We start from the raw sequence: 15,261 nt of genomic DNA, 5'->3' as shown, positions 1-15,261 counted from the left end.
CCGATCGAGGAGGAGCAGATGAGATTCATCGCCACGGGGGACTGGCAGCTCGGCATGACCGCGCACTACCTCAGCGACGAGGCGCGCCCGAGGTTCCACCGCGCACGCCTCGATGCCGTGGCTCGCATCGGTGCGCTCGCCGCCGAGACGGGCGCGGAGTTCGTCCTCGTCTGCGGAGACGTGTTCGAAACCAACCAGCTCGACCGCGCGATCATCGCCCGGACCTTCGAAGTCCTCAACGCGTTCACCGTGCCGGTCGTGCTGCTTCCCGGCAACCACGACCCCTTGGACGCCGCATCGATCTACGACTCCCCAGCCTTCTCCTCGCGAGTGCCCTCCCATGTGCATGTCCTGCGCGACAGCGACCCCTTCACCGTCGTTCCCGGGGTCGAGATCATCGGCGCCCCATGGTCCTCCAAACATCCCCAAGGGGATCTCGTCGCCGCAGCGACGAAAGACCTCGCCGAGGTGGCGGCCGGTGATATCCGGATCATCGCCGGCCACGGAGCCGTGAGCGTCCTCGACCCCGATCGGGAATCGCTGGCCACAATCGACACCGACCATCTGCGGGCACTGCTGCGCGACGACCGTGCCCAGTTCGTCGCACTCGGCGACCGACACGCAACCTTCGAGGTCGCCGACCGCATCTGGTACCCCGGAGCACCGGAGGTGACCTCACGGCGGGAGACCGATCCGGGCAACGTGCTCCTCGTCGACATCGACGCCGACACCCACCGGGCCGAGGTCGAGAAGATCCACGTCGGCACATGGGCCTTCACCGTCATCGAAGCCGACCTCAACTCCGCCGAGGATGTCACCGAGTTCGAAGAGCAGATGAATGCCGTTCCCGACAAGGACCGCACGGCGGTGTGGCTGATCCTGCGCGGCACTCTGCCGACGGCGGCGAAAGCCCGACTCGACGAACAGCTCGACCATTTCTCCGACCTGTTCGCGCTCGTCTCACTCTGGGAGCGGCACATGGACCTGGCCGTCGTCGCCGCCGACGACGACTTCGCCGATCTCGGACTGAGCGGATATCTGCAGGAGACTCTTGACGAGCTCTCCGCACGAGCCACAGCAGACGACGACTCAGCAGTCACGGCCCAAGACGCACTCGGCCTGCTCTTTCGATTCGCCAGGAGCGGCTCATGAGACTCCATTCCATCCGCCTCATCGACTACCGCGCCATCAGCGACGCCACCGTCGACTTCAGCTCCGGGGTGACGATCGTCGAGGGCCCGAACGAGGTCGGGAAGTCTTCGATCCATCAGGCCATCACACAGCTGCGCGAGGACAAGGACAGCTCCCGCAAGGCCAGCGTCAAAGACACCCAACCGGTCGGCTCCGATGTCGGTCCGCAGGTCGAACTGCACCTGAGCACCGGGGACTACGAACTCCGATACAGCAAACGCTGGATCAAACAGCCCTTCACCGAGCTGAGCGTTCTCAAACCCGTCCCCGAACAGCTCAGCGGCAGCGAAGCACACGAACGGTTCTTGGCGATCCTCGACGAAACCGTCGATGTCGACCTGCTCGACGCCCTCGACGTCGCTCAGGGACGCAGCCTCGATCAGGCCTCCCTGGCCGAGATCAAGGCACTGCACGGTGCTTTGGGCGAGGCCGGGGAGGAACCGGCTGACCACGATGCCTTCCTCGACAGAGTCGAAACCGAATACCTGAGGTTCTTCACGGCAAAGGGCAAGGAGACGGGTGAGCTGCGCAGACTCACCGAAGAACTCCCCGGTGCCGAAGAGCAGCATCGTGAACTGAAGGCGCGCAGCGCCGATATGGACGGGCTCGTCGACCGGCATGCCCGAGCAGCCGAGAGGCTGACGAATGGGCGCACTCAGCTGGCATCGGCCGTGACCGAACGCGAAGAGGCTGAACAGGCTGTGCAGTCCGTGTCCGGGCTCAAGGCCGAACTCGATCGAGCTCTCGAACGCGCGGGCGTCGCACAGAGAGAACGTCAGCGTGCCGAGGAGGCGCGAGACCGACGTCAGGCACTCATCACCGAGGTCACCACGGCCGAAGAGTCGGTGAAGACTGCCGACGATGCACTCAAGACGGTCACGACCGCACAGCAGGAAGAGGACTCGTCTCTCGCCGAGGCGCAGAAGGGCCTCGAGGCCAAACAGGCCGCACTTCTCACCGCTCAGGTTGAAGCGAAGACCGCAGCCGCCGATCTCGCTCGGGCCCGCGCACGCAGAGAGGTCGACACTCTGCGGAAGAGGCTGGCCGACATCCGCGACCAGGAACGCAGAGCAGCCGAGGCGAAAGTGACGATCGGGTCGATCACCGTGACCGCGAAAGACGTGGAGAAACTCGGAGGACTGTTCACCGAGCTGCGCATTGCGCAGAACGCGAAGACCGCGGCCGCCGCACAGATCGTCGCCCGCCGCCTCGGCGATACCGCCGTGAGCATCGACGGAACCGATGTGCCCAAGGGGTCCGCCGAGGAATTCGCCGTCACCTCGGACCTGCAGATCCTCGTCGACTCCGTCGTCGACATCACTGTGCGACCGGGACAGTCACCAGCCGAACTCGACCGGGCCCTCGACTCCGCACAGACCTTTCTCGATGCGGAACTCGACCGGCTCGGCGTGACCTCCCTAGAACAGGCACGCGAACGCAGCGAGGTGCGCACCGATGCCGAGGCCGTGCTGGCCGAAGCCTCATCGACTCTGCGGGTGCTCATCGGCGACGACGACCGCGACGGACTCGATGCCGCGCTCACCCGAGCCGAACACGTGGCGGGGGACCCCGCTGATACCACCGGAACCGCCGCATCGATCGACGACCTCGAAGCACTGGTCGAATCGACGTCAGCAGCCGTTGACGATGCGACCGCGCAGGTCGAGACGGCTAGGACCGTGCTCGAACGCATTCGCACCGACCGGGATGAGGCACGGGTGTCAGCCGTGCGTGCACAGTCGACGCGCGAACAGGCGGCGACGACGCTGCAGAACCTCAGCACCCGCCTGAGCATGGACAGGGAAGCGAACTCCGATGAGTCCCTCGACGAAGCACTGACCGCTGCCACGGCGACACAGACACAGGCTGAGGACGAAGCCGCTGCCGCACGCTCCGCATACGAGGCCGCCGACCCCGAGACTCTTGAGATGCGACTGCAGAACGCTCTCCAGCTCGTCGACAGCAAACAGAAGCAGCAGGAGAAGGACCGGCAGGAGGTCGATCAGCTCTCGGCTCTCATCGATGACCGTGCGGCCGAGGGCATCTACGACAAGCTCAAAGCTGCAGAGCAGAACGTGGAGTCCATTCGGTCGAAGCAGGCTCGCATGCAGCGGCAGGCAAATGCGATCCGACTGCTGCGCGACACCGTGCTCGCACACAAGGAAGAGGCTCAGCGGAGGTACGTCGCCCCGTTCAAGGAGGCGATCGAGAAGCTGGGTCGGGTGATCTTCGGTCAGGGACTGTCGGTGGAGATCTCCGAGAATCTCGAAATCGTCTCCCGCACGCTCGACGGACGCACCGTGGCCTTCGACGCGCTTTCGGGCGGGACGAAGGAACAGCTGGCGCTCATCGGGCGACTCGCCGTCGCCACCCTCGTCGATGCGGAAGCCGGAGCACCGGTCATCCTCGACGATGCCTTCGGCTTCTCCGATGAGCAGCGCCTGTCCGCCCTCAACGTCATCCTCGGCAATGTCGGCCGCACGGCCCAGGTCATTCTGCTCACCTGTCAGCCCGACCGCTTCGCCTCCATCGGCGGCGCCGAAACCGTCAGCCTGGGCTGAATCTCAGCCCCGACCTCAGCCTCAGTCGGCAGACCCCGCTGCCGCTTTGGTTGCCTGGGCGGCTTCGACGGCATCGGCGCGGATGGTCCGCCGCAGGATCTTGCCCGAACTCGTCTTCGGCAGCTGATCGATGAACGTCACCTGGTGCGGAGCCTTATAGGAAGCGAGCTTCTGCCGGCAGAATGACATGATCTCCTCAGCGGTCGCCTCGGCGCCGGGCTGCAGGGTGACGAACGCCGACACATCCTCGCCGCGGTAGTCATCGGGGATGCCCACGACAGCTGCCTCTTGGATGGCAGGGTGCATGTAGAGCACATCCTCGACTTCCCGCGGCCAGACTTTGAAGCCGGAGGCATTGATCATGTCCTTCTTCCGGTCGACGATGAACAGCCACCCGTCTTCATTCATAAACCCGACATCGCCCGTGTGCAGCTCGCCGTTGGGGATCTGCTCTGCGGTGGCCTGCGGGTTGTTGAGGTAACTGGAGACCACTTGCGGTCCGGAGATCGCAACCTCTCCGACCTCCCCGGGGCCCACGGGCTGACCGTCGTCATCGAGGATGCGGATCATCACATCCGGCTGCGGAAGACCGCAGGCGAGGTTCCCGCTGTCCGGGTCGACCGGGGCTTGGAAACCATGCGGCACGGTGGCGACCTGAGCGCAGGTCTCCGACAGGCCGTAGCCCTGACCGACATAGATCTCGGCACGCTCTTCGAACTTGTTGACCAGTCCTTCGGGCAGCGGTGCACCGCCGGACATGAGGGACTTGAAAGATGCGAACTTCTCGGCGCTGAAGTCGGGGTGCGCCATCATCGCCGTATATATCGTGGCCGGGCCAGCCATGTACGCAGGCTTCTCCCGATCACACAGAGCGATGAGCGAACCAGGTTCGAAACGATAGTTGAGGATGAGCCGGGCACCACCGGCCACAGCCGCAAGGAACTGGCAGATGAATCCAGTGATGTGGAACAAGGGAGCCAGTGAGACGTAGCCGTCGCCGGGACCCAGGATCGGGTTGCGCAGGCAGTAACGCGAGTTGCTCGAGATATTCGCATGAGTCGCCGCCGCTCCCTTCGACCGTCCCGAGGTGCCTGACGTGTAGGCGATGAGACCGAGGTCCGACGGAGCAGGGGAGTGCGGGGTGAAATCGGTATCGAGGTAGCCCTCCACCGCCTCTGCGAACGCGAAACGTCCCTCGGCGGGCGGCAGCTCCTCGAACCGCGGAAGCTTGTCGAACATCGCATAGATCGCATCAGGGCCATCCGCCTGGAAGCTCCGGTCATCACTGAGCACAACCAGTGGCAGGTCCGCCGTATAGTCCTTGACCCGGTCGAGATAGGCGGCCTGAGAGACGATGAGTCCCTTGACCTCGGAATCGGCGAAGATGTGATCGAGCTCGCCGCGGTACATGGGGTTGAGGGGGACGACGGTGCCTCCGGCCTTCCAGATCCCATAGGTGGAGATCACGAACGCGGGGGTGTTCTGGTCATAGATGCCGACACGGTCGCCGGGCTTGATCCCGTGGGCCGAGAGGAAGGCAGCGAAAGCCGTCGACCAGCGGTCGAACTCCGCCCAGGTCAGGGTGAATCCGTAGTAGTTGATGCCTTCCTCGTCGCCACGGGCGTCGACCGTGTCAGCCAGATCGGCCAAGGGCGTGGAATCCCGCAGGACATAGGGCTCCTGAGCGAGATCGCCCAAAGTGGTGATCCATGGGCGCTCCTCAAACCAATTGTTCGTCATTGAACATCCTTTCGCAGGCTGTGCCAGGCCCGTGCACTCTGCTGCGGGCGCGGTGGGGTCTCACTGTATCGCGGAAGAGTCGACCTCAAGCGCGGTATTTCCTGATCTCATTGCGGGCGATAGAGCGCTTGTGCACTTCATCCGGTCCATCGGCCAGACGCAGGGTGCGCATATGCGCCCACATCCGGGCCAGTGGGAAGTCCTCGGTGACTCCGCCGCCGCCGTGGACCTGAACCGCCCGATCGATGACCTTCAGCGCCATCGTCGGTGCGACGACCTTGATCTCAGCGATCTCGTTCTTCGCCACCTTGTTGCCGTACTTGTCCATCATGTCCGCGGCGTGCAGGGTCAGCAGGCGAGCCTGATCGATTTCGATCCGGGACTCGGCGATCCAGTCCTGGATGTTCGCCCGGTTCGACAGCTTCTCACCGAAAGTCACGCGGGATTCTGCGCGCTTGACCATGAGTTCGAGCGCCCGCTCGGCGGCTCCGATGGCACGCATGCAGTGGTGGATCCGGCCCGGACCCAGGCGCGCCTGACTGATGGCGAAGCCTTCGCCCTCGCCCTTGAGAATGTCCTTGAACGGCACGAGCACGTTCTCGAAGACGATCTCGGCATGGCCCTCCCGGTCGGCGTAGCCGTATACGGGCAGGTTGCGCACCACGGTGACTCCGGCGGCATTGATCGGCACGACGAGCATCGACTGCTGACGGTGCACCTCGGCGGTGGGATCGGTCTTGCCCATGACGATGAGCACCCGGCAGTTCGGGTGCATCGCGTTCGACGCAAACCACTTGCGGCCGTTGAGCACGAATCCGTCGTCGGTGCGCTCCATGCTCATCTCGACGTTCGTCGCATCGGAGCTGGCCACGGCCGGCTCGGTCATGGCGAAGGCCGAAGCGATCTCACCCTCGAGCAGGGGCCGCAGGTACTTCTCCTTGTGGTCATCGGTGCCGAAGACCGTGAAGACCTCCATATTGCCGGTGTCCGGCGCATTGCAGTTGATCGCTTCCGGGGCGATCTCCAGGCTGCGTCCGGTGATCTCGGCCAATGGAGCGTATTCGAGGTTCGTCAGCCCGGGTCCCCATTCCGGGTGCGGGTGGAAGAGGTTCCACAGGCCCTGCTTCTTCGCTTCGGCTTTGAGGTCTTCGAGGATCTGCGGCTGTGTGTGGGGGCTGGCCGCCGCGGCCATCTGCTCGGCGTAGACCGGCTCGGCCGGGTAGACGAATTCGTCCATGAAGGCGTTCAGACGCTCCTGATACTCGCGTCCGCGTTCGCTGATTTCCAACACGTGGGCTCCTTGCTTCTCGGTGGGTCTCACACTGCTGTGAGGTCTGGTCTCGGGCGAGTCTCACTCGTTGGTGGGGCTCGGTGTCACTGTTCGCTGAGTCGGGATTGGTATCGGGACATTCCGCGCAGCCAGCGGTCGTAGTCGCTGCCTTTCATCCGGTACATCTCGAGCACTTCGGGGTGCGGCAGGATGAGGAACTGCTCGTTCTCGACGGCGTCGAGGACGATGGCGGCCACCTCGGCGGGCTCCAGGACGGTCCCGGCTGAGGTCACGGCCCTCTGGGCGGCGCCGCCGGCGGATCCGGCGTCGTCGAGCAGATTCGTGTTCACTCCCATCGGGCAGACCACCGAGGCGCGGATTCCGTCGTCGCGATAGGTCATGGCCAACCATTCCGCGAATCCGACTGACGCATGCTTGGTCACCGAATATGCGGCCGAGCCGATCTGCGTGAGCAGCCCTGCCGCCGAGGCGGTGGCGACGAAATACCCGGAACCGGCCTCTTGCCAACGGGGGACGAGTGCCTGCGCGGCGCGGACATGGGCGCGCGTGTTGACGTCGATGATCGTGTCCCAGTCGGCGTCGGATTCTCCGAGCATCGCCGGACCGATGATTCCGGCATTGGCGAAGTAAAGATCGATCCCGCCGAGGCTGTCGTCGGCAGATTCGATGAGCGCACCGATTCCTTCGACCGATGACACGTCGCCTGTCCACGCGAATGCCGAGGTGCCGAGTACGGCGGCGGTGTCGCCGACCGTGGGGGAGAGGTCCGCGAGAACGACTGACGCACCGCGTTCGATGAGCTCGGCGGCCAAAGCGGCGCCGATTCCACCGGCGGCCCCGGTGACGACCGCACGCTTGCCGACCAGGGATGAGGTCATGATCTCTCCAACAGGTCGAGGGCTTGGCGAGCGAGGTCTTCGACCCCGGCTCCGGCCTCTTCCGGGTCGAGATCGAGGTCGCCCATCTTGCCTGTCGCCAGTCGTGTGTAGACGCCTTCACGGATGCAGGCCAGTTTCCACATCGCGAACGCCGAGTAGTAGCTGACATCGTGGACTTCGTGCCCGCTGACTTCCTGATAGCGGTCGATGAGTTCGTCTGTGGTGGGGAAACCGTCGTCGGCTCGGGGCACCCAGATGCTGGTGTACTGTTCGGGCACCGTGAGCATGGCGACGAAATAGCCGAGGTCGGTGAGCACCTCGCCGATGGCTGTCAGCTCCCAGTCGACGACGGCGTTGACCGACCCCGACGGCGCGAAGATCATATTGTTCGGTTTGAAGTCCCCGTGTGCAATTCCCACGGGCGAGCCCGCAGGGTCGGGCATGGCCTCGCGGAGGACATCGTGGACTTCGTGGATTGTCGGAGTCTCGCGCATCGCGATCTTCTCGACCTGCCCGATCCAACGACGCAGCTGCCGGTCGATGAGTCCGCCGGGTCGACGCAGATCGGACAATCCGACAGCATCGACGTCGACGGAATGGATCGCCGCCAGCGCGTCGACCATGCCGAATGCACAGTCGCGGCGGTTCTCAGGTGGGATGGACTCCCACTCGGTGGGAGTGTTGATCGGGAATCCCGGGCAGTGATCCATGAACACGAAGGGCACATCGAGGACCTCGGGGTCGTCGACGATGTCGAGGACGGTCGGCACCGGAACGTCACTGTCATTGAGCGCTGCCATGATCCGGCCCTCGCGGGCGACATTGTGAGCGCTGCCGCCCTCGTGGCCCAGGGGAGGGCGGCGCAGGACCCAGCGTGGGTTGCCGTCGACGAGGATGGTGAACGTCAGATTCGACCGACCGACCGACATAACTTCGACGTCGAAATCGCTGATCCCGAATCTCCGCTCGATCCATCTGCCGATGCTGTCCGCATCGAACCCTGCCGGTGATTGTGTCATCCTTGACCTTCCCGAGTGAACAGTCGTTCAGTAGAGTTCACAGTATTCATCCCGAGCGGGGGAGTCAAGCCGTGAAAGTGATCACGGTCATAGCCGCTCGGTGTGATAGAGGTGAGAAGACCGCCGACACCGGAGCTCGAGTGTTCCGTGTGCGTCACAACGATAGCGAGGAAACTATGAAAGCCATTCGCGTCACCGCTCTGACCGGCCCCGCTGATGTGGAGCATCTCGATGTGGAGCGCCCGTCGCCGGGGCCGGGCCAGGTGCTCATCAAGGTCGCATATGCCGGCGTGACGTTCCCCGAAGTCCTGCAGACTCGCGGAATGTACCAGGTCAAGCACGACCTGCCCTTCACTCTGGGTTCCGAGGCCTCCGGCGTCGTCGCCGAGGTGGGTCCGGACTCCCGCTACTCCGTCGGGGACCGCGTTGCTGCGATCACCGGAAAGGGTACCTTCGCCGAATACCTCGTCGCCGGTGACGAGGCCACCGTGAAGGTCCCGGATTCGGTTTCCTTGGCCGATGCCGCAGGCATGCCGATGAACGTGCTCACCGCTGACTTCGCACTGCGGGTGCGCGCGAATGCCCAGCCTGGCCAGAGCCTCCTCGTCCACGGAGCCGCAGGCGGTCTCGGTTCGGCCGCAGTGCAGCTGGGTCTGGCGATGGGCCTCGAAGTCATCGCCGTCGTCTCGACCCAGGCGAAGGCTGAAGCGGTTCGCGAGATCGGCGCCACGCATGTCGTCCTCGCCGACGGCTTCAAGGACGCGGCGAAGGAGATCTGTCCGGGCGGCGTCGATTTCGTCTTCGACCCCGTCGGCGGCGACCGATTCACCGATTCGACACGAGTGCTCGCTCCGTTCGGTCGGCTTCTCGTTCTCGGCTTCACTGCCGGTGAAATCCCCTCGATCAAGGTCAATCGCCTGTTGCTGAAGAACATCTCTGTCGACGGCGTCGCTTGGGGCGCGGCGGCCTGGGGTCACCCGAACTTCATTCACGAGCAGTGGGACGCCGTCCTCGGGCACGTTGCCACAGGTGACCTCAACCCGCGCATCCACGCGAACTACCCGCTCGCCGAGGCCTCCTCGGCGATCAGGGAACTCGACGGCCGTGCCGTGATGGGCAAGGTCCTCCTCGAAGTCGCGGGAGAGTAGCCGCAGGCGTCATCACCTCTTGCGGTGGCGCTTGGCGATATCGCGTCCGATGAGTTCCTTCATCACTTCATTCGCTCCGCCGAAGATCGCCTGGATGCGGTTGTCCTTGTAGGCGCGAGCGATGGGGAACTCGAGCATGTAGCCGTAGCCGCCGAAGAGCTGCAGGCAGCGATTGACGACCTCGATCTCGAGGTCCGAGCCCAAGTACTTCGCCTTGGCGGCGTCGACCGCAGTGAGTTCGCCTTCGTTGAGAGCCAGGGCACAGCGGTCGACGAACGCCTCCAGGGCGTCTACTCGGGTTTCGAGCTCGGCGAGTTCGAAACGGGTGTTCTGGAAGTCGCCGATGGTCTGACCGAAAGCGGGGCGGTCGAAGACGTACTCGGCCGTCCATGCCAGCGCTGCCCGCGCCGATGCCAGGGTTCCCGATCCGATGAGGAGGCGTTCGGTGGGGAGGTTGACCATGAGGTGGATGAACCCCTGATCGAGTTCGCCGAGGAGGGCATCGGCCGGCACCCGGACATCGGTGAACGAGAGTTCGGCAGTGTCCTGGGCGTCCAGGCCGAGCTTTTTCAGTTTGCGGCCCTTCTCGAACCCAGGTGTGCCTGCCTCGACGATGAACAGCGAAGTGCCTTGAGACGCCTTCGCCTCCGGGTTAGTGCGGGCGACGACGATGACGAAATCACAGTGGATGCCGTTGGTGATGAAGGTCTTGGCGCCGTTGATGATCCAATCGTCGCCGTCGCGGACAGCCTTCGTGGTGATGCCCTGCAGATCCGAACCGGCATCCGGTTCGGTCATGGCGATCGCCCCGATCATCGCGCCCGAGGTCAGTCCAGTCAGATACTTCTGTTTCTGCGCCCGAGTGCCCAACTCCATGAGATAGCCGGGGACGATTCCGTCTGAGACGCCCCAGCCGCTCGTGGCCGCACCGACGCCACGGCGGGCGATCTCTTCGGCTCGCACCATCTCGAACCGGAAGTCGGAGACGCCGCCACCGCCGAACTCCTCGGGGATGGCCAGGCCGATGATGCCCGACTGCGCTGCCTTGCGCCACATTTCCCGATCGACGAGGTGGTTCTCCTCCCAATCCTCGAAGTGGGGGACGACTTCGCGGTCGAGGAACGCAGCGACCGATCCTCGGAATGCCTCGTGATCCTCGTTGTACAGATTCCTCTTCATCGATTGCGTCCTCTTCTCAAGCAGTGGTTGTCGCTGGGCGGGCAGACAGGCCGGTCTTCGGGCCGAGGCGATGATGTGTGCCCGGTCACTGAGCGTGCGTTCAGTCTGGCATCCGCCTGAAAAACAGTCAATACAGACTGGATCTGTGAGATAGTCGGAAGCAGCCCGTTTCGACCGCAGTTCTGCGGTGTCGAACAGCTCCAGAACGGAACACGGCAGAAGGGGATGCGATGGATGCCGGCAACCAGGCCGAACGCACTGCGCGCTCACGCGACCTCATCCTCGATGCCACGATCGAATGCCTGCTGCGCGAAGGATATGCGGCGACGACGACGGTGAGAGTCCAATCGATCGCGGGGGTGACTAGGGGGCGTCTGCTCCACCACTTTCCCTCAAAGCAGGATCTGCTCACGGCTGCAGTCAGCCGCCTCGGCGAACAGAGACTCAGCCTACGGCTGGAGGACCAGGACGACGAATTCGGTCGGATACTGGAAACGGAACGACCCGACGCCGCCGACGCCAGAAGCGATTGGGCGATTCGGACCCTGTGGACGGGGCTGATGCACGGCAGCTTCTTCTCTGCCCTCGAACTGTGGACGGCTTCGCGCACCGACGATGAACTGGCCGGAAACGTCCGTGAGCACGAGAAGATCGTCCTCGACCGCGTCAGGGACAATGCCCGTGAGCTCTTCGGATCGGCGGTCACGCGGAACCCGGAGTTCGATGAGGTCTTCACGATGATCTTCGCGAGCATGCGCGGAATGGCCGTGACCTACACCTTCTCCCGACGTGACCCACACCGGGAGCCGATGCTCACCACCTGGCAGCGGACCGCGCGAACCCTGCTCTTGGGTGCGGCACCGGACTGAGATCGCAGACCCACCGACGAGAGCCGGTGAGAAGCTGAGCGATCAGTTGTCGTAGATCTCGTCGAAGATGGTCAGGTCGCCGACGACGATGAGCTTCGTCGTCGCTCTCGACATACCGACGTAGAGCATGTCGATGGCCCGCTGGGGGTCTCTGAACCCGTTGAGGCTGAGCACCACGGCGGGCCTTTCGAGTCCTTTGAATCCGAGCACATGCCCGTAGAAGACGTCCTCTTCAGCGAAGAACTAATCCCAGTAGGCTGCGATCCCTTCGCTCTCCACGATGTTCTTCTGCTCCGGATGCCTGGATCCGGTGGTCAGCAGCGCGACCTGGCCGGCGTTCCACCCGGCATCCATGAGTGCTTCGACCTGCCCATCCGCTTCGGCTACGGCATCCTCGAGGCCGACGTCGATCCACTCGATTTCGTCGCCGGGTCCGTTGCGTGCGATCGGCGGTTCCAACGCGAGGTCGGCGATTCCGGCGACGATCTGGGATGAGTTGCGCAGATTCTCGTCGAGCTGGATGGGGTTCATCGTGATCGGTGATGCGCCGTGACGGTCGAAGATCCGTTGGCGCTCATCGGTGAAGACGTAGAGGGTGTCGGCAAGCTGATTGCGCAGGCAGGATTGGACGGCTTCCCACCACAGCAGGCTGAAGTCCTGGCCTTCGTCGATGACGATGGCGTCGAAGAGGCTCTTGCGCGGACGCTCGTCGGCGAGTTCCTTGAGCATCGTGGGCAGTCGCTGTTCCCAGTACTCCGAGTCGTCGTCGCTGCCGGTGGGCGCACCCCAGCTGATGGGCAGGTCGTGGAAGAGCCCAACGAACGCGGGCCGGTCGACTTCGGGCCATTGTGCGGTGAAGAGCTGGAGGAAGCGGCCGAGCCCGCGGGAATAGCACATGAGGGCGACCTTCTTCCCCTCCTGCGTCAGCGCTCTGGCCTTGAGCAGGGCCAGATAGGTCTTGCCCGATCCTGCACCGCCGCTGATCTCGGCACGATTCTGGTGGCGGAGGATGCGGATGAGCTTCGCCTGCTCACGGCTGAGGGCATCGGCTCGGTCAGAGATTTCGGAGGCTCTGAGCTTGAGATTCTCCACCGCCTGGTTGGTCCTGCGGAGGTTCTTCAGCACGAACTCGTGGCCGGCCGTGGGGTCGTGGCGTTCGGGGTCGAAGTCGAAGCGCAGCTGAGTGGCGATCTTCGATGCCAGGGAACCGATCTCGGTGCCGTCGACGAGCTGACGCCTCGGCGCGTCCGGCTGGTCCCAGTCGCTCGGCAGTTCCGTGTAGGGGAGGACCGCAAGGTGGCTGATCGGTCCGGGGAGGCGGGAGAGCCGCGGGCGCAGATAGTCCACGAGGGTGTGCTTGGCGATCATCGCCTGCTCGAGGGGAGAGGTGGGCAGTCGGTTTCGCTTTCCCTGGGCGCCGGAGGTGAACCAAGCGCCGTCGACGACGTCGACGCGTCCGCCTTTGACCTCGACGACGGCGATGCCGGCGCCCGGCCACAGGATGAGGAAATCGATCTCGACATCCTTGTCATCGCCGGTCAGTCGTTGACCATGGATGATCGCCGCTGCATCGGGCAGCTGCCGGCACAGAGCATTCCACACGAGCTCCTCGGCCGTAGATCCATTGAAATCTGGCTGTTCGGGAATCAACGTGACCATGACACGAGATTAACCCAGACTCAGTCGCAGAAGACCGGCGACACTGCAACGGAAGTTCCGCTGTAGTGCCGCCGGTCTGCTCTGCCGTAGGTGACGCGTCACTCAGATGCGGTCACGAGGGGTCCGGACGGTCATTTCGCGTCGTCGACGAGCTCCGATTCGTCGAGGATGACGTCCGCGCCGGTCTCGGGGAGGCCGCAGCCGCGCAGCGAGGCACCGTTCGTCTCCTTCATGAAGATCGTGGCAATCAAACCGATCGCGCATGCAGCCATGACGAGGTAGGCGGGAATGATGGTGTTTCCCGTCGCGCCGATGAGTCCATCGCTGATCGAGGGGGCGGTGCCACCGAACAGTGCAGTGGAGACGTTGTAAGAAATAGCGAAGCCTGCGAAGCGCACAGGTCCGGGGAACATCGCCGGGAACGTCGCCGAGATGGTCGAGATCTGCGGGATGTAGAGGACACCGAGGACGGCCAGTCCGACGAGTGCCCACACGAAGCCATTGGCCATGAGCATGAACATCGGAATCGCCGCGACGAAGAGGCTGATGAGCGAGAAGTACCAGACGGGCTTGCGCCCGACCTTGTCCGAAAGCATTCCGCCGAACGGGATGAGGATCATCATGAATGCCTGGGCGAGGAACATCACGGTCAGTGAGGCGTTCGCGCTCATGCCGACTGGGTTCTGCAGGTAGGTGGGCATGTAGGACAGCAGCGTGTAGTTGACCACGTTGACCGCGACGACCATGCCGCCGAGGACGAGGAGCTGCTTCTTGTAGTTCGCGAACAGGGTCGCGAAGACCTCCTTGACGGACTTGCCTTGATCGCTGTTGTCCAGCTCTTCATAGACAGGGGATTCGTCGAGCTGTGAGCGCAGGTACAGGCCGACGACGCCGAGCACACCGGCGAAGACGAACGGAATCCGCCATGCCCAGTCCGTCATCGTCTGTTCGCCGAGTCCGAGCTGCAGAAGGAGGACGAAGAGCGAACCGGCGGCCATTCCGGCCAGAGTGCCGAATTCGAGGAAGCTGCCGAAGAATCCGCGCCGGTTGTCCGGGGCGTATTCGGCCATGAAGGTGGCGGCACCACCATACTCACCGCCTGAGGAGAAGCCTTGGATGACGCGGAGCAGAACGAGGATGATGGGTGCGGCGACGCCGATCGTGGCGTAGGACGGCAGCAGCGCGATGCAGAATGTGGAACCGGCCATGAGCAGAATCGTCAGCGCCAATACGCGTTTGCGGCCGAGGCGATCGCCCATCGGGCCCCAGATGATCCCGCCGAGTGGGCGGAAGATGAAGGACACGGCGAACGTCAGCAGCGCCATCAGCTGAGCATGCTCGCCGGGGAAGAAGTGCTGAGCGAGATAGGTCACTGAAACGGCGTAGAGACCGTAGTCGAACCACTCCGTCGCATTGCCCAGGGCGGAGGCGGCGACGGCCTTGCGGACCGTCTTGAGATCAGGTTCGGGCGGGGAAGCAGGTGATGCGGATCCTGAGGTATAGGGAATACTCATGAATTCCTCCAGTCATGTGGACCACAGTCGAAGTGATCCTTCATTCGAACCGAAGCCACGTTACGAGCCAGTGCTCAGCTTCTCAATCGAAGAATCCTGTCAAATCATCGGCGTGTCATTAGGAGAATATTCGGTTTTGGCGTATCTGACCTGGAAGGACGCTCTGCGTCGTCAATATCGGAGCGGCAAATCTTCTTCACAGGGAACAGTGA

The 15,261-nt window shown here is 63.7% G+C and carries 12 protein-coding genes; 4 read left to right on the top strand and 8 right to left on the bottom strand.

The features are described 5' to 3' along the window. The first annotated feature begins 18 nt into the window (after positions 1-18). Entirely contained in the window at positions 19-1,152 is a 1,134-nt protein-coding gene (locus tag SB749_RS11320) for a metallophosphoesterase family protein (protein ID WP_410710420.1), read from the top strand. Continuing rightward, entirely contained in the window at positions 1,149-3,752 is a 2,604-nt protein-coding gene (locus SB749_RS11315) for an AAA family ATPase (protein WP_410710419.1), read from the top strand. Before SB749_RS11320 ends, SB749_RS11315 begins: the two co-directional genes overlap by 4 nt. 21 nt (positions 3,753-3,773) lie before the next feature. On the opposite strand, the gene SB749_RS11310 is transcribed toward SB749_RS11315, so the two are convergent. The 4 genes from SB749_RS11310 to SB749_RS11295 form a co-directional block, all read right to left on the bottom strand. Then, the gene (locus SB749_RS11310) at positions 3,774-5,492 is read right to left on the bottom strand and encodes a class I adenylate-forming enzyme family protein (RefSeq protein ID WP_410710418.1); all 1,719 of its coding nucleotides are present in this window, start codon (positions 5,490-5,492) and stop codon (positions 3,774-3,776) included. An 85-nt stretch (positions 5,493-5,577) separates the two neighbouring features. Further along, positions 5,578-6,783: an acyl-CoA dehydrogenase family protein gene (locus SB749_RS11305; RefSeq protein WP_410710417.1), complete on the bottom strand. Its 1,206-nt coding sequence runs from the start codon at positions 6,781-6,783 to the stop codon at positions 5,578-5,580. An 83-nt stretch (positions 6,784-6,866) separates the two neighbouring features. Continuing rightward, entirely contained in the window at positions 6,867-7,661 is a 795-nt protein-coding gene (locus SB749_RS11300; RefSeq protein ID WP_410710416.1) for an SDR family oxidoreductase, read from the bottom strand. Then, on the bottom strand, positions 7,658-8,680 hold the full coding sequence (locus SB749_RS11295) for a phosphotransferase family protein (protein ID WP_139907412.1): 1,023 nt from the start codon (positions 8,678-8,680) through the stop codon (positions 7,658-7,660). Before SB749_RS11295 ends, SB749_RS11300 begins: the two co-directional genes overlap by 4 nt. 176 nt (positions 8,681-8,856) lie before the next feature. Here SB749_RS11295 and SB749_RS11290 point away from each other — a divergent pair, with 176 nt between their 5' ends. Beyond that, entirely contained in the window at positions 8,857-9,828 is a 972-nt protein-coding gene (locus tag SB749_RS11290; protein ID WP_410710415.1) for an NADPH:quinone oxidoreductase family protein, read from the top strand. Between the two features lie 12 nt (positions 9,829-9,840). Here the strand turns inward: SB749_RS11290 and SB749_RS11285 are convergent, their stop codons facing one another. After that, positions 9,841-11,007: an acyl-CoA dehydrogenase family protein gene (locus SB749_RS11285; RefSeq protein WP_410710414.1), complete on the bottom strand. Its 1,167-nt coding sequence runs from the start codon at positions 11,005-11,007 to the stop codon at positions 9,841-9,843. Positions 11,008-11,237: 230 nt separating this feature from the next. Here SB749_RS11285 and SB749_RS11280 point away from each other — a divergent pair, with 230 nt between their 5' ends. Beyond that, positions 11,238-11,876, top strand: coding sequence for a TetR/AcrR family transcriptional regulator (locus SB749_RS11280; RefSeq protein WP_410710413.1), 639 nt, complete (start codon positions 11,238-11,240; stop codon positions 11,874-11,876). A gap of 42 nt (positions 11,877-11,918) precedes the next feature. Here the strand turns inward: SB749_RS11280 and SB749_RS11275 are convergent, their stop codons facing one another. The 3 genes from SB749_RS11275 to SB749_RS11265 form a co-directional block, all read right to left on the bottom strand. Continuing rightward, a complete protein-coding gene (locus SB749_RS11275) occupies positions 11,919-12,086 on the bottom strand; it encodes an ATP-binding domain-containing protein (RefSeq protein ID WP_410710412.1) in 168 nt (55 codons plus the stop codon). A 33-nt stretch (positions 12,087-12,119) separates the two neighbouring features. After that, the gene (locus tag SB749_RS11270) at positions 12,120-13,535 is read right to left on the bottom strand and encodes an NERD domain-containing protein (RefSeq protein ID WP_410710411.1); all 1,416 of its coding nucleotides are present in this window, start codon (positions 13,533-13,535) and stop codon (positions 12,120-12,122) included. A 131-nt stretch (positions 13,536-13,666) separates the two neighbouring features. After that, the gene (locus SB749_RS11265) at positions 13,667-15,049 is read right to left on the bottom strand and encodes an MFS transporter (protein WP_410710410.1); all 1,383 of its coding nucleotides are present in this window, start codon (positions 15,047-15,049) and stop codon (positions 13,667-13,669) included. Positions 15,050-15,261 lie beyond the last annotated feature (212 nt).

This window comes from Brevibacterium sp. SIMBA_078 (assembly GCF_046534565.1).
Taxonomy (GTDB): domain Bacteria; phylum Actinomycetota; class Actinomycetes; order Actinomycetales; family Brevibacteriaceae; genus Brevibacterium.
The sequence above is the reverse complement of the archived record's forward strand: the minus strand, read 5'-3'. Positions and strand labels throughout refer to the sequence as shown.

Excerpts from the sequence above, each read along its gene's own strand:
- SB749_RS11320 (WP_410710420.1), top strand. The coding sequence starts at position 19 with ATGAGATTCATCGCCACGGGGGACTGGCAGCTCGGCATGACCGCGCAC.
- SB749_RS11315 (WP_410710419.1), top strand. The coding sequence starts at position 1,149 with ATGAGACTCCATTCCATCCGCCTCATCGACTACCGCGCCATCAGCGAC.
- SB749_RS11310 (WP_410710418.1), bottom strand. The coding sequence starts at position 5,492 with ATGACGAACAATTGGTTTGAGGAGCGCCCATGGATCACCACTTTGGGC.
- SB749_RS11300 (WP_410710416.1), bottom strand. The coding sequence starts at position 7,661 with ATGACCTCATCCCTGGTCGGCAAGCGTGCGGTCGTCACCGGGGCCGCC.
- SB749_RS11295 (WP_139907412.1), bottom strand. The coding sequence starts at position 8,680 with ATGACACAATCACCGGCAGGGTTCGATGCGGACAGCATCGGCAGATGG.
- SB749_RS11290 (WP_410710415.1), top strand. The coding sequence starts at position 8,857 with ATGAAAGCCATTCGCGTCACCGCTCTGACCGGCCCCGCTGATGTGGAG.
- SB749_RS11285 (WP_410710414.1), bottom strand. The coding sequence starts at position 11,007 with ATGAAGAGGAATCTGTACAACGAGGATCACGAGGCATTCCGAGGATCG.
- SB749_RS11280 (WP_410710413.1), top strand. The coding sequence starts at position 11,238 with ATGGATGCCGGCAACCAGGCCGAACGCACTGCGCGCTCACGCGACCTC.
- SB749_RS11270 (WP_410710411.1), bottom strand. The coding sequence starts at position 13,535 with ATGGTCACGTTGATTCCCGAACAGCCAGATTTCAATGGATCTACGGCC.
- SB749_RS11265 (WP_410710410.1), bottom strand. The coding sequence starts at position 15,049 with ATGAGTATTCCCTATACCTCAGGATCCGCATCACCTGCTTCCCCGCCC.